A 25,622-nucleotide genomic window follows, 5' to 3' on the forward strand; every position below is an offset into this window, starting at 1 on the left:
AAGGTGTTTTTCGCCGCTCTGGGCAATTGAGATATTGATCGAACAGGTGCAATTTTGACGCCGACAGTAATTTTTGCGCGCCCTCAGTCCGAGATTGGTTCGTTGTTGCGCGATCGGCTCGCGAGATGTCGCACGGCCTCTGTTGTGGCCGGCTTCATGACGCCGGACGGAATCGATGCGGCCGGCTTCGATGCAATGGCTCATGCAACAAAGATTTCAGAGCTTGTCATCGGAGCAGGGACATATCGAGCTTTCGAGGCAATCGATTCGCTGATCAGTGCGGGTGTGCCGCTCGACCGGGTCCGCATCCATCTTGGTCACAACCGGTCCAGATCTGCGACCAAAAATCTTTTTCAGCGTTACCATCCAATGCTGCACAGCAAGATTTATCTCTTTGAGATGACTGACGGCTCATCCGCAGCCCTGATCGGGTCTCACAACGTCACCGGCTTCGCGTTGCGGGGATTGAATGGCGAGGCAGGTGTGCTGCTCGAAGGCGCCAGCTCTGATGCAGCCTTCGCAGACATCCGGCGTCATATCGCAGAGAGTTTCGCGCAGGCGGTGCCGTATGATCCGACGATGAAGGAAGCCTATGCCTGGTGGACGAGAGAATATTTCGACGGGCTTCGGATCGAGGCCAACGATGCTCCAAAGGACTCTGAGGGACAAAGGACGATTGTCATCCTCGCCGCCGTCTCCAGCGGTCGTCGCCCGAAAGTTGGTGACATCATCTATTTCGAGATTGCCGAAGACCTGAGCGAGATCGATCGAATTAATGCAGAAGTCCATATCTATCTGTTCAGCAGCCTTCCTGCCGGTCCAGCTCAAGCACTGTCTTCATTGAAGAATACTTCGTACGCGCTCTTCTGCAAGACGGAGGGCATCGAGATGGGGCGAGGAGGCCTAGAGCTCGACGCTGACTGGAATATCGAGGATCGTAAGCAACCCGAATTGAGGCCGACCAAGAGGCCATTTCGGCCGGTGACGTCGAGAGGGATGCAGCAGACTCGAGTCAGAGTGTTGAGGGACCTGACAGACAGATATGATTATCTGTTCGACGACGGGAGAAGTGCGTGGGTCCCGGAGTTTGGCGAGGAGCCAATTCACGATGAAACCAGGCATGAGCCTTGGCTTCCGGTGAAGGGACTCGTCCAAAGCGACCTCGCTGGCTCTGAAAAACGCCAAATGGCTCTGATCGAAGCTTCGCCTCAGTCAGGATCTTTCATCCTCTTCTCGCGTCGGCGAAGAAGGGCCAGGTAATAACCAGATCGCCGGTTGTGCCGAATCTATGAAAGACGATCTTTTGAACGTGTTAAGCGCGAGCGACAAGTTCGGTATCTCAAAGATTATTATCGAGCGAACATCACCAAGCTAGAATGACATCAAGGCTCGTAGGGGCGACGGGATGGTTGGTTCATTTGACGACAAGGCATTGATCGAGGCTTTCAACGGACCGTTTCGCGCCTACCGCGACGAGCCGTGGGCCGTGGAGTGGCGTCAGAAGTATGCAGCCCATGTCGAACTGGCGAAGAATGCGGACGAGGCGCAATGGCTCGACCCGGCATTCCAGCGCAGGCTCTGGGACGAGAATCCCGTCTCCAACATCGGGCCGGGCACTGCGGTCACGGTGGAAGGGGCGTATTCCGACGTCGCGCTCGCACGTGAGCTGCTTCAGTTTCGGAACGCGCCGATCGGCAGCGATCTCGCCGAACGCGGGAAGCGGCTCCAGGACATGTTCGATCATGTTCTGGCCAGGGTCTATCCGGCTCACGCCAAGCGCCGGCCGAAGGCGCGCCTGGTCCGGCTGATGGCGGCGATGTTTCCGCGCGACATGACCTGTCTGATGGATGCCAACAGGGTATGGGCCACGCAACGCCTGATCGGTGCGCCGCGATTGATCGGTGACTTCATCGCCCAGCATCCGGCGCTCCGGCAGCGGATCCGCGACGCGATCGGGCCTGCGCCTGACATGGCGGGCGAGGTCGACCAGTCGATCTTCGCGTGGTTTCTCTGGAACAGATATTTGAATCGTCCCGACGAAGGGGCCGTCACTGTCGAGGCCGTGCAGCCGGAGGCAAGTGACATCCCGCCTCTGTCGCTGCTGCCGGTGACCGCGCAGCGGCGCAGCCTGGCCTGCATGAAGGGAGCCGTCGGCGTCTTCGTCGCCGTCGTCCGGGAAGCGGAGAACGGGATTGCACGGGACGATCTCGCCAGCGTGATTCTGTCGGAAGCGCCGCAGCTCAATACGAACAGCGCCGCCAATGTGATCTCGCAGGCCACAGGCGGCCTCGGACTCATTCATCTCGTCGACGGCGCGTACCGGCCGACGCAGCGCGGCCTCGAACTGCTGTCTGCGAACGAACCGGCGAACGTGCTGCGCGCGCCGCTGGTCGGCCGTGTGTTCGGCATGGGGCAGCTGCTGCTGCAACTGTCGCGGCACCCCGAGGGCATGGGGGCGACCGAGGCGGCCAAATGGCTGCAATCGCTGGTGCCGACCTGGAAGACGGCTATACCGGGGTCGCACATCATCGCGTGGGCGAGAGCAACTGGTCTCGCGAGAGCCGAAGCTGTTAATGGCATCAATCGGATTTATCTGACGGATGACGGCGAGGAATATGTATCCGCTTTGCCGCACGATTTCGAGGAGCGCTGGCGGATCAACGCTTCGGCCGAAGCGCTGGATGACGGCGTGCCCGAACTCATCGTGGAAGCTTTCGGCTCCGGTGCTTCCTATACGCTCGATGCCATTATCGACGAAGGCTGCTTCCTGGAACGCGCAACGCTCGAACAGGCGATCGCCCTGCTGAAGACGAAGAAGAACCTGATTCTGCAGGGGCCTCCGGGCACCGGCAAGACCTGGCTCGCAAAACGGCTGGGATACGCGCTGATCGGCGAGCAGGACCCGTCGCGGCTGATGGCGGTGCAATTCCAGCCCTCGCTATCCTACGAGGATTTCGTCCGTGGCTACCGTCCGAACGGCACCACCGGCCTGCAACTGGTCGATGGCGCCTTCCTGGAAGCCGTTGCGGCGGCGAAGACCGAGAAGAGGCCATATGTGCTGGTGATCGAGGAGATCAACCGAGGCAACCCGGCGCAGATCTTCGGCGAGTTGCTCACTTTGCTGGAAGCGGACAAGCGTAACGAGAGCGAAGCGCTTCGGCTAGCCTATCCGATGTCGCAGACCGAGCGGGTTCATGTGCCGGACAATCTTCATGTCATCGGGACAATGAATCTTGCTGACCGTTCGCTGGCGCTGGTCGACCTCGCGCTGCGGCGCCGCTTCGCATTCGTTAATCTCAATCCGAATTTCGGGGCGGCCTGGCTGCAATACTGCAAGGCGCGTGGTGCACCGGATGAGCTGCTGCAGTCCATCAGGCAGGCCATCGTCGCGCTGAACGAAGCGATTGCGGCGGACCCTTCGCTCGGCGCACAGTTCAGCGTCGGTCACAGCTTTCTGACGCCGGCGAAGGAGGCGAAGGATATGGATGCCGAACGATGGAGGACATGGCTCGGCAATGTGATCCTGACCGAGATCAGGCCGCTGCTGCTGGAATACTGGTACGACGCCAAGGAGAAGGCGGAGGATCAAGTCAAGATGCTGCAGGCCTGCCTGTAGGGACGGATGCCGATGTCCGATCAGCTCTGGCGCAGCCAGACAGGCATTCCGATCCGTAATCTCTGGCTGTTGCTCGTCTATGCGTCCGGGCTTGCCGAGTTCGAGAGCCAGTGCGGCGCCGGCACGGATGACGACATCGAGCTGGCCGATATTCTCGGCCGCCTGCTGGCCAGGCTGGTCGAGCGGCGGCTGCGGACGAATCTGTCGCGCGGCTATCAGCGCAGGGAAGCCGTGATCCCGCGGGTCAGGGGACGGGTGGACTGGCTGCAGACGCTGTCACGACAGCATCTGCAGCGTGGGCGCCTCGCATGCCGGTTCGAGGAGCTGTCGTTCGACACGCCGCGAAACCGGCTGGTGCGCTGCGCGCTGATCGCGATCGCCGGACGGGTGCGGAATCGTACCGTCGCCGCCGAGTGCCGCCGGCTCGGTGAGGACCTCGGGCGGCTGGGCATCGCGGCGTCACGGCCGACCCGGCAGGAGATGTCCGCGGACACGATCGGCAGCCATCAATCCGAAGACCGCTTCATGATCAGCGTAGCCCAGCTAGTGTTCGAGATGCTGCTGCCGAACGAAACGCACGGCGACATGAAACTGCCCCGGCTCAAGCGGGACGAGTTCACCCTGCGCAAGATCTTCGAGAAGGCGGTCGCGGGATTCTACCGGCATCATTTGCGCCGATCGGATGGCTGGCGCGTGCGGGTGCAGAACTATCAAAGCTGGCAACTGGAGCCGGGTGGATCCGACGATGAGAGGCTGCTGCCGGGGATGGTGCCCGACATCGTGCTGGACCGGCGCCAGGAGCGCAGGATCGTCATCGACACCAAATTCACCAGTGTTCTCACGAAAGGCATTGCCGACAAGGACAGGCTCAAAAGCGCCAACATCTATCAGATCTACGCCTATCTGCACTCCCAGCGCGGACGTGGTCCCCTGTGCGACAAAGCGGAAGGCGTGCTGCTCTATCCGGCGATTGACCGTGACGTGGATGAGACGTTCAACATCCAGGGACATAGAATCCGTTTCGTCACGGTCGATTTGGCTCTCAAGCCGTCCGAGATCTTGGGTCGGCTCCGCTCGATCGCTCAGGATGTTCAATAATGGCCGATTGTCGAAGACAACGTGGCCCCGACGAATGGGTGGCTCAACATGCGTGACGCCGCCCAACGGCTGTCGAGTCCTCTGATCGCAAAGACAAAAACCGAAAATGCGCGAAAGCTCGCGACATAGGCAAGAGTTGGACTGCTTCCGCCAATTGAGCCTCCCGAAAATCCGCAGGTTGCGTGCTGCCATTGTCCCCGGTATCGGATTTGGTGATTACATGAGCCTTAGAGATCTGGACGAACTGATTCTAACGTGCCGGAATGAGGAGGGCCGAGGATACATTGCTGAAGCTGTTGCTTGTTACAGAGCGGGTGCGTACCGAGCTTGCATAGTTTCGACGTGGATCGCCGTCGTATTCGATCTCATTTCCAAAGTCCGCGAACTGGCTCTGTCTGGTGATGCTGAAGCTCAGGCTATTATCGATGATCTGAATCGATGGCAGCCGTTAATCGGCAAGGGCGACATGGGGGCGATAAAGAAATCGCTCGATCTAGAGCGCTCCATTGTCGAACTGGTGAACGCCAAGTTTGTTTTCTTCGAAGGGCTGCAAGTCCAGGATCTCGAGCGCCTCCACGATGATCGCAATCGATGTGCACATCCGACATACCAGGGAACAGAACAGCCGTATGCTCCGAGCGCTGAGCTTGCGCGGACCCATTTGGTTGACGCGGTGCGCCATGTGCTGTCGCAAGCTCCCGTTCAAGGTAAGGCCGCGACTGCGCAAATAATAAAGCTAGTCGAGTCCGCCTACTTCCCGACCGACCCGGAAACGGCAAAATTGCAGCTTAAGGCGGCCGGCCTTGACCGGGCGCGAGATAGTCTATTTCGATCGGTGGCGGATCATCTTGTCTTTGGCTTACTTGAGGGATCGGCAAGTCTTAAGGGGCGCGCCCAGACGGCTACGGCATTGCGCGCTGTCTGTGAACTTCATCCGCTCGCGTGTGAGCCGCGCGTGAAGAAGGCCCTTAATCTGATCTGCAGGCGTGCACAGGACCCAACTTTGCCTCTGTTTGTCGCACTTCAACGCCATCTCTCGCAGGCCTGGAACTTTCTGGAGGCGGACAATCAAGCGCGACTTAAGGAGGTCGTGCGACGAATGGATGATGGGATCGCGGTCCGAGTGTTGCCCGCGTCGGCAGAAATTCCGGATCTAAACGAGGCTGTGAAAGAGAGGGCCAAGAAGCTCACGCCCAAGCAACTTGGGCTTATCGTCGAAAAGTCGAAACATCCAATTTTTGTGCAAGCAGGTGTCGATGTCTATTGTGAGTCGCACAGCTGGGACGACGCGAACACAAATTATTCGGTGGTGATTGAGCCTGTTCTAGCCGACCTCACCGAAGTTCAGATCAAGCGTATTCTCAACGCTTCGGTTGAGGAAAGCGCGGATCTGCGCGGATCCCACAGCTTTAACAATTTCTGCCGCTACATCTATGAAAACGAAAAGCTGCCGAAAGCGGAAATTGTTGCTAGTTTGACGGGTCAGGGAATGGGTCATCTTGCAACTCAATTAGAGAGTGCGCCCGACGACATTCCGTTCTGATCTTATTTAGCTCACTCGTGAGCGATCGCGGGTTAGTCACGGAGTGTTCACAGGAGTACTCACATGACGACCGGGCGATTCGAGGTCATCACTTCGGTTGAGCAGCGTCAGGCCCTGAAGCGCGGCCGAGAAGCTGCAGATGGCGGCGGCTTCGAGATATGGCGGCGCGGACCGACTTTGCGGCTCGTGCAGGTCGTTGCGGCCTGCTCAATAGATATGCGCGAAAGCCGGATCAGATTGCAATTAGAATTAGGTAAGACTGCCGCGCAGCGCTCTTCTATATGCTTCGTCATAGGCCAGACTTGCAGGACAGTCGGAGTTCATGTCGGTCTCATCCCAAGTCCAATCCCATTTGTCCTGAATGTCCTCCTGCGTAGGACTTTCCGCGAGGAACCGCTGAGCATGGCGGGTGCCGCGCTTTGCTTCACCTGCGACGGTTTTGAATTCTTGGGCTTTGGCCGGCGGCAACTGCTCCAGAGCATGGAAGATGTCTTCGATATCCTCCGGCGTCATCTCGTAAAATTCGAGCTGGCCGGTTTCTGGATTCTTGCGACAGCTCGTTACTTTGCCCCGTTTTGATTTTGCTGACATTCTTGACCTCATTCAGGCGGCTTTCGGTGATGAGGAGCGTGACGCATCCTGCTTGACCGTCTAACAAGTGTTGTCTATATACGCAACATGAAACAATCGGCGGCCAAGGTCAGCAGATTAGGTGACCATATCCGCGGCCTCAGGGAAAAGCGGGCAGATTTCGACAAGGCGTTTTCCCTTCGTCAGGTTGCGATTCGGTGCGGGGTCACCCCTGCCTATCTCTCGCGGGTCGAGCGCGACGAGGTACCTCCGCCGGGTGAAGAAACCCTGGTCAAACTGGCCGATGAGCTTGGCGAAAATCGCGATGTGATGCTGGCTCTTGCCGGCAAAATCTCGAGCGATCTACGCGCGGTCATACTGGGGCGCCCCCAGCTCTTTGCGGAGTTGATCCGCGCGCTCAAATCCATGCCCGACAATGCCTTGCTGCGCATTGTGCGGGAAGTTCGTGACGGTGATTGGTGAGGAGGAGAGATTAATGCCGACTCTTGAAAGCAACCGTTTAGTGTTCCGCTTTCCTCACATTGAGGAAAGCGCGCAGTTCTCGATCGAATTTCAACGCACGCTTCGCATTCCCGACACCGACAAGACTTATAGCCTGCCGCCGGGCCTCGGCCTCTTTCCGTTACGTCATGTCGAGGATCTCGCTGATCGTCTGGATCGTGCGACCGTCTCCCGCGGCGGCGTCGTCATGCCTATGTGGCAGGCAGAAGCCATGTGGCTGAACTTTAGCGACCAGTCACGGTATGACGGGCCCAGTTTCCCTGTTGCGATCAAGGTCGCGGCCGGCAAGATGAATGCTGTAACCGGCGAAACGTGGAGGCCTGGGCTTTGCCGTGATCCCCAGGACTACATGGTCTCACCGCAGCAGCCATGGCTAGATGGGTTTGCCGTCAAGCCAGGTGTCATCCGCCAATTCGTCGCCATGCCACTGGGCGAAGGCTACACGGTCGAGCAGCAGATTTCCGGCAGGGAGGAATGGGGTGGCCTACAGATTCAGGTCGCCCCGCTCAAGAAGCATATCTGGCAGAAGATGCGTGGGGCATGGAGAGAGAAAGTGCGTCGGCCACATTTTGCCGAGTCTGCACCCAGGCTTTGCGAAAGTAGCAATCGCCTTATGGGACTGGGAGCTGGCGGCCTGATGAAGCAGGCAATCCATCCAGATCAATTTCAGCTCGACGACTGGGATCTCGAATCGATGGACCGTGTTTTTGTCACATTGTTACACGCGAAAGACTGGAAATCCGTCACTGGAGAAAATGCCCCCCATCATCCGCCGACAGCGCGCGAGTATTCCGAAGCCGGCCTGCCGTGGTTCGATTATTACGGTTGCGACCAGGCTCTGCTCCCTGGAGGCAAGATGCTGGCGTCGATCGCGTCGGGGGGCGAACTGTTCAAGAAGAAGACCGGGACGGCGATACCGAATTGCGAAGACGTAGACACGGGCGTTCCAATACCAATGGGACCGCGGTGCGTCCGCGTCGGCGAGTGGTGACAATTGGGAACGATATGGTCCTAATTGCAAATCTGCTCTCTGGATGGCAATCGCTCGCGCAAAAGAGCCGCGTCGGAGATTGTCTCCAGGAGCGCGTGAAGGTTCATTCTTGCGGGTGGTCACGCGCTACCTCCGAGGAAGTAAGGTTCTTCTATGTGGACCGTGGCCTTCAGCGGCATCCATGTCTCAGAGATCCTGGTACTGACCCCTGCGGCTATGTATCTCGAATGTTGCGTTGCGACCATCCACCCCTCGAGCGTCGTTAGTTGGGCCGGCGTCATACGCAACGGCCGCTGCTACGTAGCCTCGTTCGCGCCTTGAACCGCGCCTTTCACATTCGGGGGCGGCAGTGCGATCCCACCGAGATTCGCTTGCACCTCTGGCGATGGAGCCGGACGACGGCCTGGCGCCGTGTGAAGGAGATGATGGCGGCCGCCGGCATCATTCAGTCGGCTGCCATGCCTAACGGCTTCCGGCACGGCTTCGGCGTCAACGCCACGATAGGCCTGGTGCAGCAACATCTCATTCAACGCTGGCTCGGCCACGCCTCGCCGAAAGCACCGCGATCTATTACGAGTTCTCCGGGCCGGACGAAAGGACGTTCGCCGCCCGCATGTGGAAGTCATAAAGGAGCAACAGGCGGCCTGGCTCACTCCGGCCGGATATCGGTCGGAGACGCCGCCGGCGCAACCGTTGCAGCCGCACCTGCCTGCGGCTTGGTATGGGGCGCGTTGGCGACTGGCGGATAATAGGGATAGAAATTCTGCTCGACGGTCCGCTGGAGGAGCTTGTACCGTACTTTGTTCGCCGGGCCGGTTTCATCCCTGTTGCGGGTGTAGAATTTGCAGTTCTGCGTCTTGGCCCAGTCGGCGAGCTTCCTGGTCGCCGCGACGAAGCTCCGCTCATCGATCTCGGCGTCACGCGGAAAGGATCCGACCTTATCCCAAGCCTCATCCTTGGCGCGGCCAGGCGTCGCATCTTTGACCCGGATTCCACGATCATCGAACGTGATATCGAAGATATACTCAGTTTGACCGGTGGGCGTTTTCCAGCAGGACGGATAAGTCAGGCCATTTCCGCTCCGGTGCATCAGATTGAGCGCGTCCAGCCGGAACTTCTCACGCTCGGCCTCGACCGTCGCCAGCTTCTTGGCGAGATCGTCCGCGCTCGCCATCTCCGAGAGTGGTTTGACCTGCTCGGGGCGTGTATCGCGCCCCAACTTGTTCAGGATCTCCACGGCTCGCGTGAGCAAAGCGGGGGGATCGTTGGGATCGATCTCTGCCGCTCGTTCAACTACCGTGGCTAGCCCGCGCAATGTTTGCGGCTTATCGACTCCGACGGATTTGAACAGGCTGGACTGTTCACTGAGAGCCTCGTTCCTTTCCTTCAGCGTCTTATTGTCAGCTTCGAGCTCCTGCAAATGCCGGAAACGCTCGACGAGCTGTTCGACGCCGGTGATATCGACGGCGCCCCGAGAAAAGAGCTCCTCCTGCAGGGGCTTCAACGCCTCGAGCCCCGCGGTTGCCCGGTTGGCTTTGTCCTGCCAGTCCTTGAGCTCGGCCACGAGCGCGAGCAAGAGGAGAAACAGAAGCAGCAGCAGCATTTCGGCCAGCGTCAGACCCAGAATGAGTCCACGGCGCTGTTCGCGTTCATCGGCCGTGCGGGAAGGCATGCGATCCTCCTCCTACCGTCGACGGAATGGCCAAAACCGAAACTTGCGCGGACGCTTTTCGACCAGAGCGACGGCGGCCGCCAGCCGGTCGACGACGCGATCGAGCCGATTGCCGAATTCGTCAAAGCGGTCATTCAGATCGTCGGCCAGTCGAACGAGCTTGGCCTCGATCTTCGAGGTGCTCTGGCGCAACCCTTCCATGCGATCGGCCTCGGTACGGAAAGCGCGGTCGATATTGTCGGCGGTCGTGTTGGCCACGCGGCTGATATTCGAGAGAGAATCCTGCGCGGCGCCGACCGACTCCTCGGCCGCCTTCCGTGCGGCCTGCTGGACGCCCGTATGAAACGTCTCGAACTCAGCGAGTGTCAGGCTCAGTTGAGCACGAAGATCCGCGGATGCGTTCAACAGATCACGCCGTACCTCGTCTTCCACCTCATCGATATCGGCGCGCATCTGCACGAACAGCACGCGTCCGGCAACGCCGACGATCGTCGTAAACAGCGCAATGCCGAAGCTCCCCAGCATATCCTTGATCTCGCCGCCGTTACGTAGCAGCAGGAGCGCCGCGGAAAGGCTTGCGAGGGTGAAGATGAAGCCGAGATAGTAAAAATTATCGCCCAGCCGGTCAGGCCGCATCCGCACGCGGCGAAACTGAAAGGCGACGAGGCCATAGGCGAGCATCAGTCCGACCGCGCCGGCTGCGATATAATCCGCATCAAATTGCTTGAGCTTGAAGATCAGAATGCCGGCAAAGCCGAGTACGGCGACCAGCGCGAACAGCCCTTTGTCGGGCATGTCGCTGAAGAAGCGCCGGCGCGGTAGCAAGTGTGAGGCGCGATCAAGCCGCGCCTCAAGTACGTCTTCCGGCGCTGCATCTGTGGTTTGCGCAATGTCAGCCATTGTCGTCGTCTCGCTCGATCAATGGGGTTCGACGGTCGCAAGCCGACCGCCCGAAGCTGCAATCAATTGTTCCCAAAAGGCTTGATGGCCACGGTTCTGAATAGGAGCCTTGCCGCGGACGGCCGCCGGCCTCAGCAGATAAAGGATATTTACCTCGGCCCCCTTCAGTCGCGGTTCGAGCAGCGGCCATGCGTTGCTGTGCGACAGCGTCGAAAAGTTGGGCTCCGCTTGAAACTGCGAGGCGAGGGCGGTGTGCTGAACCATGTCGGATACCATGGTGAGCCGCAGCGGCACCTGGCCGGCTTCGACCGAACCGAACGAGGTGACGCTGGCCGCGCGCAAGCTTTCGATGATCGGCGACGAGTTTTGACGGGATGCACGCAAAAGATCATCCACGGTCTGATCGAGTACCGCGGAGAACTTCGCCTCGTATCGCTTTCGCACCTGTTCGGGGTTTTCCGTCCACGGATTGGCATCGCCCGGTTTCCCGGGAGCGCAAAGGACGAGCTTCGGCTTCAGGACATGGACGGCATCGCCCTCGAAAGTATAAATATCGAAGCGGGTGCCGAACGACGCGTCCTGCTTGTAGCGGTCGATCGCCTGCCTGATGCGCTGCCCCTGCTGATCCGTGATCGGATCGCTGCGATCGAAAAGGATGGCATGGATTGCCGTCGGCCCCGAGGACGGGCAATTGGTCTCGGCATCCAGGACCGGATGCGTGCGCTGGACCCACCAATAGCCTCCCAGGAACGCCCCAATGAGCAGAAGGCCAAGAAGGCCCAGCAGGGCGCCCCGCAGGCCATCCATGCGCCGCTTGGAATGGCGCGAATGCCGCGCCATCAGCGGGGCATCTGCGTCGGGTGTGGGTATTTGACGATCAGCGCCTCATACTCGGCTATCACGCTCTCCGAAAGCGTGCGTAACTCTTCAAGAGCCGTTGCGGCGTCGATAGGCGGGGTCGGGGATTCGGCAATCTCCGTTAGCACGGCCGCATCCCTGAGAAAGCTCCGCGGCAACTTCCATTGCGTGCTGAAATATTTCGGCGTCGGCGACTGGCGCTGCGCGCGGTTGACATCACGATACATGGCCAGCAGACGGTTGACGGCCGCCTCAACGGCAGTCTCATAAGCCTGAAAGCTCCGCAATTCGGCTTCCCGCTGCGCGCGGACATTGGCCGCCTGCTGCGGAAAGAGCGGGATCCGGCGAATGCCCGCATCGAGTTCAGCGACTGTCTTCTCTTTGATCTCTTCGAGATCGTCGAAAAGAACTGCATGCTCGTCGCTGTAATCTTCGCGGGCATGTTCTGCCCGCCGCCAATGCGCGCCATAGCGCGGGTAGGGATCGTCGAACGTATAGCCCTTCCAAATCGCCAGGGCCGAAAGAACAAGGCCAAGGCCGAACAGATAGAAAGAGTTGAGGTCGGCGAGCATGAAAGGGCTCGCGAGGAGCGTCTCACGCGCGGCAGCAAAGGCGCGATCTTCGCCCACCAGAGCGGTTGCATCTCTGTAATGGGCGGCGAAGCCATGGAGGAACACCAGCCCTGCTATGACCCCGACCGCCAGCAGGAAGCCAAACAGTTTGACTACGATGTTTCGGTGGTTGACCCATCGCAGCGGCAATAGACCCACGGAAAAGGACGTGACGATATTCACGAACGAAATACCGAGCGCCGTTCCGATCCCGCCTACCAGCCCGAACGAAGATCCCTTCGCAAAAAAGAGGCCATTCAGCCCGGCTTCTGCCCCCACCAGCAGCACCAGCAGGCCGAGGGTCGTATAACGGTTCGAGGGCGGCCGGGCAGTTCGCTTGAGACGGTTCGCCTCCTGAAAATCGCGCAGCTCATTGCGATAGGCCACGAAACGCTCCCCCAACGGTCCAAGTTCGGCTTCTGCACGATGATGGGCATTGCGCAGTTGGGCGAGCGTATTCTTCGCACCGAGGCGTAGATTGGCGAGCTCGGTCGAGACCGAGACCGCGATCAGTCGCGCTGCATAGGCCCGCAGATTGTTGATCAGCTCGGCGCCATGCCAAGCCCATTCGCCTTCAAGGGTCTGGGTGATCTGCTGTTCGATCGAATCGAGCCCCGGCGAATCCGACGGCGGCAATTCCTGTCTGCCGCGATCGCTCGACAGCCGCGCCAGATCCATCCGACGGGCAATCTCATCGACATCGATCGGCTTCAGATAGCCCTGTGCTTTCGCTCGCCCGTCGTCACCCCGGACAGCATCCCTGAGCTTCCGAAAGGCCCCGACCACCATTACGCCTATCCACGGTAAGCCATGCTGCGACACCCGGCCAGCCTGTGCACCATAATCATAAAACGAGCGGTTGCAACGGGGGTATTCGACGAATATACGAAGATTCAGAGCGGGTTACGGGCTCACTCCGTTCCATCGGGGAGCATTTGGCTAACGCTTACTGCTCGTGCATCGCACCGGGCCGGTCGGCGTGCGCGACCTCACGCGTCTCCTTCATCACGAATTTCGACCATCATGTTTGATGGGCAATGAAACCGGCGACTCACCCCTGCCTTTGCCGCCGGCGCCTTTCACTGGCTGCCGGTGAAAACATAAACAGGCGAGCTCGCCGGAGTAGCCTGCGTTATTGATGGAGACACTGTGGACATCCATGGAATCCGTATTTGCCTGTGGGGCGGTGAGAAGGCATGCAACGAACTCGACACCTTCCTCGCGCGACGGCCTATGAACCGCTTGCCTATGTTGTTTGACCGCTATGGACGCAGGGTCGCGAGCTGCTCCGTCGGAAATGTCGATCTCGGCGAGTGGCTGGTGCGAAACGGTCTTGCGCTCGACTGGCCGCGCTATCCTAATGCAAGTTATCAACCGTTCCAGCGCGAGGCTGTTCAGCCACTGCTGTGCCAGATCCCCTTGGTCGGAACAATATTTCACAGAGCACCTTCAGGGCGCTGCCTGCGGGGGCCAGGATCTGTGCCGCGGTTGCGCGGACGTCACCTAGCCCCGCGATGCGAATCTCGGCCCTACGGGTACGATCCTTCGCGGAAGGGATTCGGAGCGCCTCGCTGGGACACTCGGTCCCGCGTACAGTCGCCGCGTCCGCGGCGACGTCGCTGTGCTCACGCTCCTGCGGGGGCCGTTTAGCCGGTTCTGACACCAGCGACGTGCCTCCGCTGCGCTGCAGCTGATACGCCCTTTCTAAGGCTATGCGCGACCGTGGTCACGCCTTGAAGAGGCCCATCACGTCGGTGTCGGCCTCGTCCATGAAGGTGGTGAGTTTCGACAATGTTGGGCGGAGCTGGTTACCGGAATCCGGGCAGTCGGCGCGCCGGAGGGGCTGCGCTGACGTCATCCCGATCTCAACCCCAACATCCGTCGGACGCTAGAACGACGCGCACGCCACGGCCAAAGGCCGTGATACGCCGATAATCACCCGACATGGTGTGGGCACGGAGGCGGGGCCCCGTAGCCGGTGTGGACGAGCCGTAAAGCGCGCAGGCACTCCCCCCGGTGAGACTGACCCGCATCTTGGCCCAATCTTCGGGCGCAGTGTTTACCAAGATGAGGGTCCTCGGCATCTAAACCGTTTGCTGACCTTTAGCACCCAGCGATACGAAGCGGATTCCATTGGTTACGCTGCCGCCGTGCGAGTGTGGTTACGCAGCGCGGCAGGTTACGCCGTGCTCTCCAACCCACTCCTGCGCCATTCGGCGGGTGCTGCGTTCACCAGGGCAAAACGGCGCGCATGGACAATGTGGGCTTGATCGGCGTTGAGCATGTCGGTCTCGAGCCTGTAAACGCGGGCGGCCTGGCCTCTCTCTACAGAGTCCAAAAATTCCGGGTATCGCTTCATCCAGTTGTGAACGGTTGCGCGGGCGATGTCCATTACGCCGGCCGCGGCGGTGAGGGAGAGGCCCTGAGACATCAAGCGATACACGACGTTCCCGATTTCCGGGCTGTAATTGGTCGGTCGGCCACGCCGTGCTTTGTTGGTCATCACCAGACCCCTGTCGCGAATAGCCGCGAACAATGACACGTTACGTTCGGATACGGCCCTATGGAGAAAACGAACCGAACGTAACGTTCCGTGCCGCGGCGTCAGGCATGGTCCACGCGCCACCGGCCGCCGCTTTCTCGGACGAGCTGCTTATCGCGCAATGCCTTCCGCAGGTCCAGCAAGTCGGCCCTGCGCCGTTCGCCCAATCCCGCCTGCCGTGCCTGCTCGTTCCATTGCTCGAGGGTGAGGCCTTGGTCGCCGGCGTCGTACAGGATGCGGTAGAAGGTCTGCTGATTGGGCGTCAGTCGAACCGAATTTGAACCACCAGACCCCGTTTCGACCGCTTCCTGGCTTACGATGTTGACCGTTACAGGGTCACCATCCTCGTCAACACCCAGCTCGATGGTCTCCGACCGGAAGGAGAGCAGAGGGCCCTCGGGCCGATCGTTGGCTTTGGTTACGGTCGCGGTCTTTACCTGCTCGCCCGATATCTCCACCATGACGTCCACGTCACCATAGCTGGCGTTGGAGCCGCGCATGCCCCGCGCTTCATCCTTGCCGGTGTGACCGACGATCGCGACATGCACCCCGGTGGCATTCTTGATGCGTGCAAGGTTGGCAAAGCAGACGCCTTGATCTTTGGCGGAGTTTTCGTCGCCACCACCCGCTGCGATGGCTTTGGCGAAGGTGTCGATTACGATCAGGCCCACCTGGTGCGGCTGGATGCGTTCGTTGACGTCCTTGATGATGGCGATCACCTTGCCGACCGTGCGGACGTCCATGAGGTTCATGGTTTCAGGTACGACGGCCACTGGTGGATCGCTCTCGGCCGGCGGCCAGCCGGCCCGAAGCCTGCGCCGGACGAGATCTACCCGCTCGAGCGCAAAGTAGACAACGCCACAGGCCGCCTTGCTGCGATTGCCGCGCCAATCCTTCCCGCCAGCCACCGCAAGGCACAGGTCCGCCATGAGGGCCGATTTCAGCGACCCGGGCTTGCCGACCCACGCGGTCGTCTCGCCCTTCGCGATGATGCCTTTCAAAATCCAGTTTTTCCGCAACGCGTGGAGGCCGAACTCAGACATCAATTCGTAGCGAAATCCAGCCCGATTCCGCTCGTGTTGCTGGTCTCGGCGCAATGCGATCCGATCGAGAGCGGCATTGTCGAGGCCATCTACATCAGCGATGCTCATAGGGCCTCCCTGGAATTGGTGCTGTCCGACCTGAATTGCCGGGCGAACTCGCACTTGAGAGCGCGAATGGCGCTGTTTTGTAGGGCGGCTTGCCTTCCGATGTCTCCACGCTTGCTGTGGCGAAGAACCGGAGCCTCACGCTCGTGCCTGCCCGGTAAGACTGGCTATCGCACATGGTGAGCACCGCTCGGGTGCCGATCGTCGCCGCCTTGCTGGGTATGGTTTGCCAGTTGTAAATGTCATGCGCGAGCCACTCCTGGCATTCACCACTCATGCGCATCTCAGTTGCTGTATGATTAGAAGTCTGGCGCAACATCACCATCCCCGCTCCATCGAAGCAATCATGAGGTCGGGATAGACAAGGTCGAGCGCACCCATTCTGTCTAATTCGGCATCGACCTCTGCGGACGTCATGAGACCCGCCTTAAGAGCGGTGCCCAATATATTGGCTTCACTGATCAGCCAATTCGCTCTGGTGATCATGTAGCGGAGACCTGCCAACTGAAGCTGGACGCGAATCTTGGGGTCGGAAACTCGCAAAGGGTGAACGTTGCCTTCGTGAGCAGAAACGTCGGATTTGCTTTCGATGCTCATCATCGTATGTCTCATAAGCCCGGATGCGCCGAGGCGGCGCGGGCTTCTCGTTCGAGAAGCCCGACACGGGTGAAGATTGATGGAAGGGTTAGGCCGCTGCGGCGGGCAGCGACCGAAGCCAGCGCTCGGCGTCCGTGGCAAGCGTCAGGGATTCTTGCCGATCTCGGCGGCGTCGGCGAAGCATCCGCTAGCGATGCGTGGCCATTTGTGGAGCCTCACAAGCGATCCGCCTATAGAGCTTGATAAGCCAATCCAACTGGCTCCCGGAGGGCTGCCAGCGTATGACCAGCATATCCCGGACGAATTTGGCCTCGCGAGGATCAAAGCGGTGAACGTTCAATCCGCAGACCTTCGCCATATGCCTCCAATCCGATCGGATTGCGGTCGTGTCCGAGGGCAATTCGGCCAGCCTGAAGAACAAGTCTCGCCAAGTCATATCGAGCCGGGTCATCAAAGCATGAGCTTGAGCAGCGGCAGCCGCTCTTTCGCCAGGATGTTCGGACCCGAACATGCCGGCGATCTTTGCCAGTAGATCGGCGGTTCGGGTATCGAGGAGAGCCTTTCTCACGATGTGCTCTCCTCTCCGTCGTGCGGTGAGGGAGCAGATGCTACGGCACGCCGCATAAACTCCAGAAGGTCTGAGCGCCGGATTAGGCGCTTGCGGCCGAGCTTGAATGATGGGAGCTCGCCGCTGCTCAGCAGCAGATAGAAGCCACTGCGAGAATAGCCGATGAGCCGGGCGGCTTCAGCCGGCCTGTACGCAAGTCGTTCGTCGGGGTGATAGTCGTTGTCTTTGTGCATTTGGCGTTCCGCCATTGGGAAGCCCAGCGCAAAAACGAAAAACGCGCAAGCATGGGCTCCCTGATCAAGGGGCCGCACATCCTGCGCGGGGTTAACGATTACAAGATAGGTGATTCGATCTGATACGCACCAGTGGAATTTCCAGAATCCCAATAAGTCCTCAAACTCCGTCAGAGCGCCTGTGGATGCTTGTGGACAAAGTGTGCGGTGTTCTCAGGTCTGCAATCTTGCGGTGACGTAGCGACGCTGCGGTGCTTTGGGCGATGAGCGCTCCATCAAACGCGCTTGGCAATCGTAACCACATTGTCGTGGGGCTGCGGGACCAGGGGAACGACCGCTGCTCGCGCGAGATCCTCCAATGCCGTAGCGATGTACTTCGCGTAATGCCGCTCGATCATCGTCACGGACGTGTTGTGCAGCTTCGCGACTTGCTGGATAGGGAGCCCGCTTCGCAGGCCGCGGACGATGCTGCTATGGCGCAGACTGTAGGGGATCACCTCCGGCAGTCCAGCGCGCTGGCGGATCGCTTGCCAAGGGCGAGTAAGCTCTGCGGTCTTCCATGGGCCGCGCTCTGATCTCGTCCATGCGATGCTGTGGGGCTCTTGCTTATAGCTCCAGCGCTCGAACAGCGGAGCCTGCTTTGGGCGGCCTACGATTGCGGGCAGCAGGACCTCGATCACGTCGTCGCCCACCGGAATCGGAACGGAGCCACCGTTGCCGCCGCGTCCCTTGTAGGAGCCCGGCATCATCAAGCGGCGCTCCTTGAGCTGGGCATCGCTGACGCGCATCCGCCGCACCTGCGCGAACCGTGCGCCCGTGGCGGCGAGGCAGACCACAAGTCGGTAGAGGTCACCCTCACTTTCCTGCTCGGCGTCGATCTCGCCCGCAGCGCGAAGCAGGGCGCCAACCTGCGCATCGGTGAGGATCTGGTTGTCTCGCGCGATGGATGCGTCGTCGTCATCATCGATGCGCTCGGCCTTGAAGCCGTCTTTCACGATCGCGAGAAACGTCGGGTTTAGTTTCTTTTGCTCCACGGACAGCCGCGGCCATGCTGCATTCAGCGCGGCCTTGAGGTCGTTCGAGAGCCGGTGCTTCGTCGTGGCTTTCAGTTCCTCGGGCAGCTCGTCGCGCCAGGTTAGAAGGTCGTCTTCCTTCAGCGCGTGCAGGTGGATGTCGGCAAGAGGTGCTGCACCGATGGCTTCCTGTTTACCGCGCTTCTCCTGACCGAGAACGTAGCGTCGTAAGCGGTGTCCCGCGTCAGATCGAACTTCGCGGCCGGACCTTCGGCTGTCACGAGCATTGCGCTCGTTAACATAGGCTTCGACAGCCGTTCGCACGGTCGGCGCGGGTCCGCTGGCATGTGCGGCGGCTTCCGTTCTGGAATGGGTGACGAAATCCCGTGCCCCTCTCGCAGCCTGTTCAAAGGTCAGCACTCCTTCGGTAGGCTTGTCGTTGATGTCATTCGCGATGCCGAGTTGCGCCTGTTTGTAGTTGGCGCCCTCATAGTGGTTACGCCAGCGCACCAGCCAAACGCCGCCGCGCTTTCCCCTGCGGTAGCCAAGGTGCGCCTCGGCATCGAGGCGACGCCAATGCACGCCGGCGCCCAGTTTGGAGCGCGCCTTGGCCGTCGTGATCTGAGCCTCTGTGAGTGTCTTCGTCATCGCCCCAACCCCAAAAGTCGTCGAATAACCGTCGAATATAAATCCCTGTACGGTGGTAGACGACCATGGGCGTCGTTTCAATAAGTGTTTGATTTTATTGGATTGTGGTGGACGTCGGTGGACGGTCGAAGGAAAAATTCACAGCCCTCTCAAGGCTGAAACAGGGGTTCGATTCCCCTAGGGAGCGCCATTTCCGGCGCTTGTCCTGAAAACTCTGACCTGAGCGGCGCGGCTTCGCAGCCTCGCGGCGCGATCAGCGTCCGAGCTTTGCTCTCGTGGACGCCCTCGAAACGAGGAGGGCGCAGGGAAGGCCGGGTGCAGGCCGCACCCATGGCCCGCCTGCAGAAAGAAAAGCAGGCGGCAGTCACCACAGGATTGGCCGAACAACCGGCCTTCCCTGCGCGATGGGTTTAACGGCTGCTCCGCGCTCTCCGCGGGGACCGGCTTTTTGCCCCCGTCATCGGCAAATCATCATCGCCAACTCGGCACCAGCACCGGGGTGCCCGGACCACACGGCTTGACCGTCCGCAACGGAATCGTTCGTCCGCACGCGAAACGCGCACTGCGACCCGATGCGGCCACCGCATCCCACGCTCCACGGTCCGTGACGATCGCGAAACGCCCCTCCAGTGAGCGCGAGACGGCGAGGATGATCGTCCTGATTTGCCCGACGACACAAGCCGCGGTTTGCCCGACGTGATGCGGCAAACTGGCACGACGGGCAGTTGGGGCATGGGTGGGATGCGACTATGCCGGCCAGCGGAGACGAAGGCGGCGCCTTTCGCGAGAATCCCTAACCGAGCTGAGCGAACCGACAGAATTGAATGCACTGTCACCGATATCCGCACTGTCACCGATATCCGAAACGCCCCTTCAGTGAGGGCGAGACGTAGTCAGAGCAGAATTTCCGAAATAGCGAAAGGAAATTTGTGAGGGAGCGCAAAAAGCTTCTTGTCTGCCAATTCCATGGGGTTGCGCCTAGCCCGCACGCGGCGCGAGCCTTGGGGCCGGCGTGCCGCCTCCCTCTCTAGGAACGCAGGATAAAGTCACTGAATAGGCCAAGGCGACCATTGCTGGATGGACGGAGAAATGTAAAGTGGTGGTGTGGGAGGAGTTTTTTGCAACCAATGATCAATCAGGTGCAAATCTGGAATCCTGACGACTGGGAATTGTTCTCGCTAGGTCTGCTTCAGAACCGTCATGGTCCATTGAACGTGCAAAAGATACCCGCTGCGCACAAGGGTGACTACGGGATAGACTATTACTGCACTAATGATTTGGTGGCCTACCAGTGCTATTCGGTAGAAGAGCCGGTCGATATCGCGACGCGTGCTGAACGACAAAAGACGAAGATTACTAAGGACTTGTCCAAGCTTCTGGCTAATTACCTCGATATTGCAAAGCTATTTCTAGGCGTGCCGATCAAGCACTGGATACTTCTCGCTCCTCTTCACGACAGCAAAGAGGTCAATCTCCACTGCGCAAAAAAGACTGGAGATATGCGGGAGACGAAATGTCCGGTTCTTGATCCGCTATTCGAGGTCAAGATTCAAGATACCAGCTCATTCCCCTGCAATGCCATCGCTGCCGGAATGTCCTCTCTTTCCACCATAACGCTGGCAGTGCCGAACCTCTCTCAAGAGGAGCTTGATAAATGGGCTGCCAGCTCATCAAATTTGCTAGCAAACGCGACGAAAAAAATGAGAAAGCGGGCCAGCCCCGATCAAGTTCAAGCTGCAGTCGCTCAAACTATTCGAGATTTCCTTCAGGGAAATGCAATGCTAGATGCGCTCCGAACGGAATCGCCAGATCTGCACGAAAAAATCATGTCGGCGATCAAAAGTCGGGCTCGCCGCCTTCAATTTGCGGGCTCGAGAGGTGGTCCAACACCGAGCGCTGTTCTTCATACCGAATTTGATTCACTTATCTCAGCGATTGCTGCTGCGGTTCCGAGAGAGCTGTCGGTCTCAGAAGATAGCTATCGCCCAGAAAAGGAAGGTTTCGAGATCGGCTTTGAGACGTCCGCGAGCGATGCGATTCGTCTCAAGTGGGCTTACCAGTTAAGTCTTCTTGAGTTAGCAAATGAAAAAAGGACCAATCATCCAAACCTGCTGGTGTTCGATGAGCCTAGGCAGCAATCTTCCTCAGAAGTGAGTTTTGAGAGTCTTTTGCGACGAGCTTCTGCCTCGAAGCAGACCAATCAACAGGTGATTTTCTCGACGAGCGAGAACCTTGAAACGATTCAGCTTATTACAAGAAAACTCGACTGTAACGAATTGGTATTTACCGGGTATCTCCTGCGCAAGTTGCAGTGAAAGTGCAATTGGCTTGTAGGGAGTGATGAAAATGTAGGCTGAGAGTCGCTGTGACAAGGAAATCATGGGGGCTTGCGACTATGTGCATCCATCGCGTCGGTCTAAGTGCGCTCTTTGTGGCTTGGTGCACCGCGGGCCTCTCTCAAGAGATTAAAGACATACAAAGCTTCTACCGGAGTCTTGAGCCGGAGATTCGCGCCGATTACCAAAGATTTTGGGATGGCGTAGCGCTCGAGGATAAACGCAAGATCGCGCGGGGAAAGGCGCCATCCTCGAGTAGTGATCGGGCGGATGCCGAAAAAGGTATCAAGGGCCTACTATATAACATCGCGGTAGCGAAAGCTATTTGCGTAGAGCAAGCGTTCAGTCGTGCAACTAGCGTTGATCAGCGAATGGAGGTCATGAACAAGTGCCTCAAGGAGAAAACTGATGAATACCTTAAGTTCAGTAAGGCAAGCGAATATGCTTCCGTCGTTCCTCGCCTGAAGAGCGCGCGATGCGAAATGAGATCGCGTGATTATGACGGCGAACTGAGATTTCCGCCTTTCGAGTTTCTACGTGGCCCGGACAAGCGAGAACCACATCTATTTGACCACAAAGCTCTTTTAGAGTGCCTACTTTCCGACCGCGATTAGCCTAGTTCCCTCGCCCCAATCCTATTGCATCCGAACCGGCAGATTGAGCGGCCCTCGAAACCCAAACCCATGCCACCGCACGCTCGCCGGATCGGGCAGCGTCATCTTCGGGAAACGCTCGAACAGCATGGGCAGCAGGATGGCGCCGACGGTGCGGCGGGAGAGGTGGGCGCCGGCGCAATGATGCGGGCCGTTGCCGAAGGCCTGGTGAGGATTGGGGTCGCGCAGCGCGTTGTAGTTTTCGCCATCGTCGAAGAGGTCCTCGTCCCGGTTCGCCGAGGCCTGGATCGTCATCACGGTGTCGCCCTTCGGGATCAGGCAGCCGCGAATCTCCGTGTCCTCCATCACGAGGCGTGAGCTCGCCTGGATCGGCGCCACCCACCGCACCCCTTCCTCGAACGCGGAGCGCCACTTGTCCTGGTCGTGCACGGCGGCAAGCTGCTCCGGATTGGTCAGGAGGCCGTAGATGATCGTCAGCAGGGCGTCGCGCGGCTCATTGATGCCGCCGCCGATCGCGATCTTGATGTTGGCGATGATCTGGCTTTCCGCAATCGGGTTCTTCGCGTTGACCATGAAGGAGAGCGCGGAGGAATCCGGTTCAGCGCGGACACGCTCGGCATTGGCGCGGATGCAGCGGTCCATCTCCGCATTGGCGAGGTCGGTCGCGTCGAACGGCCCCGGAGTCCAGCCGAAGTTTCCGGCGCCGTCGATCAGGGTCTGCGACCAGCGCTGCATGTCCGCGTCGCTGGCGTCCGGCACGCCCATCACTTCAGCGAGAATGCGCGCGGCCAGCGGTCCTGCGAGAGCGGGAAACAGATCGACCACCTCACCGCGCGGCAGCCGGTCGAGATAGTCAGTGGCGAACGTCCTGTAGAGCGGCTCCCAGACGGCTTCGATTGTCTTCGGCATCAAAGCCGGCATCATCGCCATGCGCTCGGCCCGGTGCTCGTCGTGGTCCTTGCGCATCAGCGTATGCGCGAGGAAGGCCCGCTTCATCGGCGTGTTCGGATCGTTGGACGAGAACAGCGCCGCATTGTCCTTGACGTATTTGGTATCAGCCGCTTTGGTGAGAAACGTACGGCCCACGGACTTGACCCGCAGGACGGGCGCTCCGCGTCTCAGGCGCTGGTAGATCGGATAGGGATCGCGCGTCAGCTCGGCGATCGTGATGGTCTCGTCCAGGGGAGCCAAGCTCGCAGTCGGCATGGGGCGCTCCTGTTGGATGCGGGCCAGCGCGTGTCTCACCTCAAGGATAGTAGCAGGGACGAAACGGTGCAATCCGGGTCCGATGCCCCGGGCAAGAACGAGCGTCCATTCTGAACGAGTTCTGACCCCGCCAGTTCCGCTGCTTGCGCCGCGGCGGTCTCGTGTTTCTCGCCGCGAAGGACGCCGCCATGATCGTGCTTACGAAGGTGCCCTCGGCTGATGGCACCGGTTCATGAGCCAAACTCGCGACAGTAATGACGATGTGACGTCGACGTGTGCGCTCGCATGGCACGCGGGCCCAGCACGAACTCCCGCATGGACCACAGGTGTTGTCGTCGCCTGCCGGCAAAGCCGATCACAGGCCGTCGCGAGCACGCGCCTGCCTGACGCGTCCGCGTGAAACGCTCGTAATAGGTCGGAAGAAGTCGAAAATCGTCGTGCTAACACCTGAACGAAATCCGTGTATTTCGGAGATCATTGAACAGCGGATATCTTTGCGTCGAAGCCGGACACAGCAACGACCGGTGGTATGGTACTGGATCTTAACCATTCGGCGAGCTTTGATGGCTACTGTCGGATCCGGGCCAGCTGTCGCAAGCAGTCGCTCATAAACCCCATTGGGCTAAATTGATGTCGCAGCTCTCAATTCGCGGAAAGATGGTGGCGGTCATTTTGCTGCTGCTGGTGGCCATGGCGCTGCTTGGCGCGATGGCGGTCCACGGCATGCAGGTGATCAACGCGCATACCGAGCAGATCGCCAACAGCTGGCTGCCGAGCGTTCGCGTTCTCGGTGAGTTGCGGTCGGACATCAACCTCAACCGAGCGCAGCTCCGCGCCTATATGACGGCTGAGAGCCCAGACGAGCGGGCAATGCTCGAAAAGAACATGAAAGCCACGCTGGGCTCCATTGCGGACGCGCGCCAGGCCTATTCCGTCCTGATCTCGTCTGCCGAGGAGCGATCGCTGTTCGAGAACTGGTCAAAAAGCTGGGACGAATATGTCAGGGCGACGGCCGATGTGCTCGACATCTCCCGGAAGGGAGGCGCCGACGCGGCGCGCGCGGCAAGTGAACAGTTTCGTAAGACCGTCCGCAGCGTAGCCAATGAATCTGACGGCTATCTCAAGAAGGCGATTGACCTCAACAATCAAGGTGCGGAAGCCGAGACCCGGAACGCTGCCCAGGGCTATGCGCAGTCATTCACCATGGTGTCCGCGATTATCGTGACGGCGGTCGTGGCCGGCATCGTCGTCGGCTTCTGGTTCGTCCGCGACATCACTCTATCCATCGCCTCCATTCTGCGGCCGATGCAGGCGCTGGGCCAGGGCGATCTCGCGACTGAGATCCCGCATCGTGGCGAAAGGACGGAGATCGGCACGATGGCGGATGCGTTGCAGGTCTTCAAGACTGCGCTGATCGCCAAGAAGGCGGCCGATGACGAGGCGGCGACGGACGCGCGGGTGAAGATCGAGCGCGCCAAGCGGTTGGATGACATGACCAGGCGCTTCGAAAGCGTGGTCGCGGAGATCGTCGAGACGGTTTCGACGGCATCGAACGGACTTGAAGGTCACGCCGACGGCCTGAGCAACACAGCCAATCGCGCGCAGAAGCTGGCGACCGCGGTGACATCCGCCTCCGAGGAGGCGTCCGCCAACGTGCAATCCGTCGCGTCCGCGACCGAGGAGCTGTCCGCATCGGTCACAGAGATCAGCCGCCAGGTCCAAGACTCCGCCCGGATGGCGAACGAGGCGGTCGCGCAGGCGCGCAAGACCAACGATCAAGTCGGTGAACTGTCGAAGGCGGCGGCACGGATCGGTGACGTCGTGGAGCTGATCAACACCATTGCCGGACAGACCAACCTGCTTGCCCTCAACGCCACCATCGAGGCGGCCCGTGCCGGGGATGCCGGCCGCGGCTTTGCCGTGGTGGCGTCGGAAGTCAAGGCGTTGGCGGAGCAGACGGCAAAGGCCACCGGCGAGATCGGTCAGCAGATTTCCGGCATTCAGGCCGCGACCCAGCAGTCGGTCGGCGCCATCCGGGAGATCGGTACGACAATCGAGAAGCTTTCGGAGATTTCATCGACCATCGCCGCGGCGGTCGAACAGCAGGGTGCGGCCACCCAGGAGATCTCGCGCAACGTTCAGCATGCTGCCTCGGGCACCCAGCAGGTGTCCTCCAACGTGACCGACGTGCAGCGCGGCGCCGTCGAGACCGGCTCTGCGGCCACCGAGGTGTTGTCGGCCGCGAAGTCCCTGGCAGGCGACAGCGCCCGACTGAAGCTGGAAGTGAGAAAGTTCATCGACGGCGTGAGAGCTGCATGATGCAGCGCGCGTTCCGA

At 59.8% G+C, this 25,622-nt stretch carries 21 protein-coding genes; 8 read left to right on the plus strand and 13 right to left on the minus strand.

The features are described 5' to 3' along the window. The first annotated feature begins 156 nt into the window (after positions 1-156). The 4 genes from ACQR1W_RS08640 to ACQR1W_RS08655 all read left to right on the plus strand — a co-directional run bounded on the left by ACQR1W_RS08640 (position 157) and on the right by ACQR1W_RS08655 (position 6,257). Positions 157-1,260, plus strand: coding sequence for a hypothetical protein (locus ACQR1W_RS08640; protein WP_434850357.1), 1,104 nt, complete (start codon positions 157-159; stop codon positions 1,258-1,260). Between the two features lie 145 nt (positions 1,261-1,405). Beyond that, positions 1,406-3,616, plus strand: a complete 2,211-nt coding sequence (locus ACQR1W_RS08645; protein ID WP_434850358.1) for an McrB family protein — start codon at positions 1,406-1,408, stop codon at positions 3,614-3,616. A gap of 12 nt (positions 3,617-3,628) precedes the next feature. Then, a complete protein-coding gene (gene mcrC, locus ACQR1W_RS08650; protein WP_434850359.1) occupies positions 3,629-4,714 on the plus strand; it encodes a 5-methylcytosine-specific restriction endonuclease system specificity protein McrC in 1,086 nt (361 codons plus the stop codon). A 178-nt stretch (positions 4,715-4,892) separates the two neighbouring features. Beyond that, positions 4,893-6,257, plus strand: a complete 1,365-nt coding sequence (locus ACQR1W_RS08655; protein ID WP_434850360.1) for a hypothetical protein — start codon at positions 4,893-4,895, stop codon at positions 6,255-6,257. A 249-nt stretch (positions 6,258-6,506) separates the two neighbouring features. Here ACQR1W_RS08655 and ACQR1W_RS08660 read toward each other — a convergent pair whose 3' ends face one another. Then, on the minus strand, positions 6,507-6,848 hold the full coding sequence (locus ACQR1W_RS08660) for a hypothetical protein (RefSeq protein WP_434850361.1): 342 nt from the start codon (positions 6,846-6,848) through the stop codon (positions 6,507-6,509). Positions 6,849-6,935: 87 nt separating this feature from the next. Between ACQR1W_RS08660 and ACQR1W_RS08665 the strand changes: the two genes are divergently transcribed. Then, the gene (locus ACQR1W_RS08665; RefSeq protein WP_434850362.1) at positions 6,936-7,310 is read left to right on the plus strand and encodes a helix-turn-helix domain-containing protein; all 375 of its coding nucleotides are present in this window, start codon (positions 6,936-6,938) and stop codon (positions 7,308-7,310) included. Between the two features lie 13 nt (positions 7,311-7,323). Then, a complete protein-coding gene (locus tag ACQR1W_RS08670) occupies positions 7,324-8,340 on the plus strand; it encodes a hypothetical protein (RefSeq protein WP_434850363.1) in 1,017 nt (338 codons plus the stop codon). A 649-nt stretch (positions 8,341-8,989) separates the two neighbouring features. Here ACQR1W_RS08670 and ACQR1W_RS08675 read toward each other — a convergent pair. From ACQR1W_RS08675 to ACQR1W_RS08725, 11 genes are all read right to left on the minus strand, one after another. Continuing rightward, positions 8,990-9,904 carry a hypothetical protein gene (locus ACQR1W_RS08675; RefSeq protein ID WP_434850364.1) on the minus strand — a complete coding sequence of 305 codons (915 nt, stop codon included), beginning with the start codon at positions 9,902-9,904 and terminating at the stop codon, positions 8,990-8,992. A gap of 120 nt (positions 9,905-10,024) precedes the next feature. Continuing rightward, complete coding sequence (locus ACQR1W_RS08680; RefSeq protein WP_434850365.1) at positions 10,025-10,912, minus strand: hypothetical protein; 888 nt, start codon at positions 10,910-10,912, stop codon at positions 10,025-10,027. An 18-nt stretch (positions 10,913-10,930) separates the two neighbouring features. Further along, the gene (locus ACQR1W_RS08685; RefSeq protein ID WP_434850366.1) at positions 10,931-11,752 is read right to left on the minus strand and encodes a hypothetical protein; all 822 of its coding nucleotides are present in this window, start codon (positions 11,750-11,752) and stop codon (positions 10,931-10,933) included. Continuing rightward, complete coding sequence (locus ACQR1W_RS08690; protein ID WP_434850367.1) at positions 11,752-13,170, minus strand: hypothetical protein; 1,419 nt, start codon at positions 13,168-13,170, stop codon at positions 11,752-11,754. The genes ACQR1W_RS08685 and ACQR1W_RS08690 overlap by 1 nt, the downstream gene beginning before the upstream one ends. 937 nt (positions 13,171-14,107) lie before the next feature. Continuing rightward, the gene (locus tag ACQR1W_RS08695) at positions 14,108-14,239 is read right to left on the minus strand and encodes a hypothetical protein (RefSeq protein ID WP_434850368.1); all 132 of its coding nucleotides are present in this window, start codon (positions 14,237-14,239) and stop codon (positions 14,108-14,110) included. Positions 14,240-14,560: 321 nt separating this feature from the next. Then, positions 14,561-14,884, minus strand: coding sequence for a hypothetical protein (locus ACQR1W_RS08700; protein WP_434850369.1), 324 nt, complete (start codon positions 14,882-14,884; stop codon positions 14,561-14,563). A 101-nt stretch (positions 14,885-14,985) separates the two neighbouring features. Next, entirely contained in the window at positions 14,986-16,074 is a 1,089-nt protein-coding gene (locus tag ACQR1W_RS08705) for an AAA family ATPase (protein ID WP_434850370.1), read from the minus strand. 315 nt (positions 16,075-16,389) lie between these two features. Next, entirely contained in the window at positions 16,390-16,671 is a 282-nt protein-coding gene (locus ACQR1W_RS08710) for a hypothetical protein (RefSeq protein ID WP_434850371.1), read from the minus strand. Between the two features lie 184 nt (positions 16,672-16,855). Beyond that, positions 16,856-17,236: a hypothetical protein gene (locus tag ACQR1W_RS08715; RefSeq protein WP_434850372.1), complete on the minus strand. Its 381-nt coding sequence runs from the start codon at positions 17,234-17,236 to the stop codon at positions 16,856-16,858. Then, positions 17,233-17,622, minus strand: a complete 390-nt coding sequence (locus tag ACQR1W_RS08720; RefSeq protein ID WP_434850373.1) for a helix-turn-helix domain-containing protein — start codon at positions 17,620-17,622, stop codon at positions 17,233-17,235. The genes ACQR1W_RS08715 and ACQR1W_RS08720 overlap by 4 nt, the downstream gene beginning before the upstream one ends. A gap of 122 nt (positions 17,623-17,744) precedes the next feature. After that, positions 17,745-19,130: a tyrosine-type recombinase/integrase gene (locus ACQR1W_RS08725; RefSeq protein WP_434850374.1), complete on the minus strand. Its 1,386-nt coding sequence runs from the start codon at positions 19,128-19,130 to the stop codon at positions 17,745-17,747. A 1,127-nt stretch (positions 19,131-20,257) separates the two neighbouring features. Between ACQR1W_RS08725 and ACQR1W_RS08730 the strand changes: the two genes are divergently transcribed. Continuing rightward, positions 20,258-21,445 (plus strand): hypothetical protein, encoded by a 1,188-nt coding sequence (locus tag ACQR1W_RS08730; protein WP_434850375.1) that lies wholly within the window; start codon positions 20,258-20,260, stop codon positions 21,443-21,445. A 656-nt stretch (positions 21,446-22,101) separates the two neighbouring features. On the opposite strand, the gene ACQR1W_RS08735 is transcribed toward ACQR1W_RS08730, so the two are convergent. Further along, entirely contained in the window at positions 22,102-23,286 is a 1,185-nt protein-coding gene (locus ACQR1W_RS08735) for a cytochrome P450 (RefSeq protein ID WP_434850376.1), read from the minus strand. Between the two features lie 630 nt (positions 23,287-23,916). Here ACQR1W_RS08735 and ACQR1W_RS08740 point away from each other — a divergent pair. Then, positions 23,917-25,605: a methyl-accepting chemotaxis protein gene (locus tag ACQR1W_RS08740; protein WP_434850377.1), complete on the plus strand. Its 1,689-nt coding sequence runs from the start codon at positions 23,917-23,919 to the stop codon at positions 25,603-25,605. Positions 25,606-25,622 lie beyond the last annotated feature (17 nt).

This window comes from Bradyrhizobium sp. HKCCYLS1011, from assembly GCF_051167795.1.
Classification (GTDB): Bacteria; Pseudomonadota; Alphaproteobacteria; order Rhizobiales; family Xanthobacteraceae; genus Bradyrhizobium.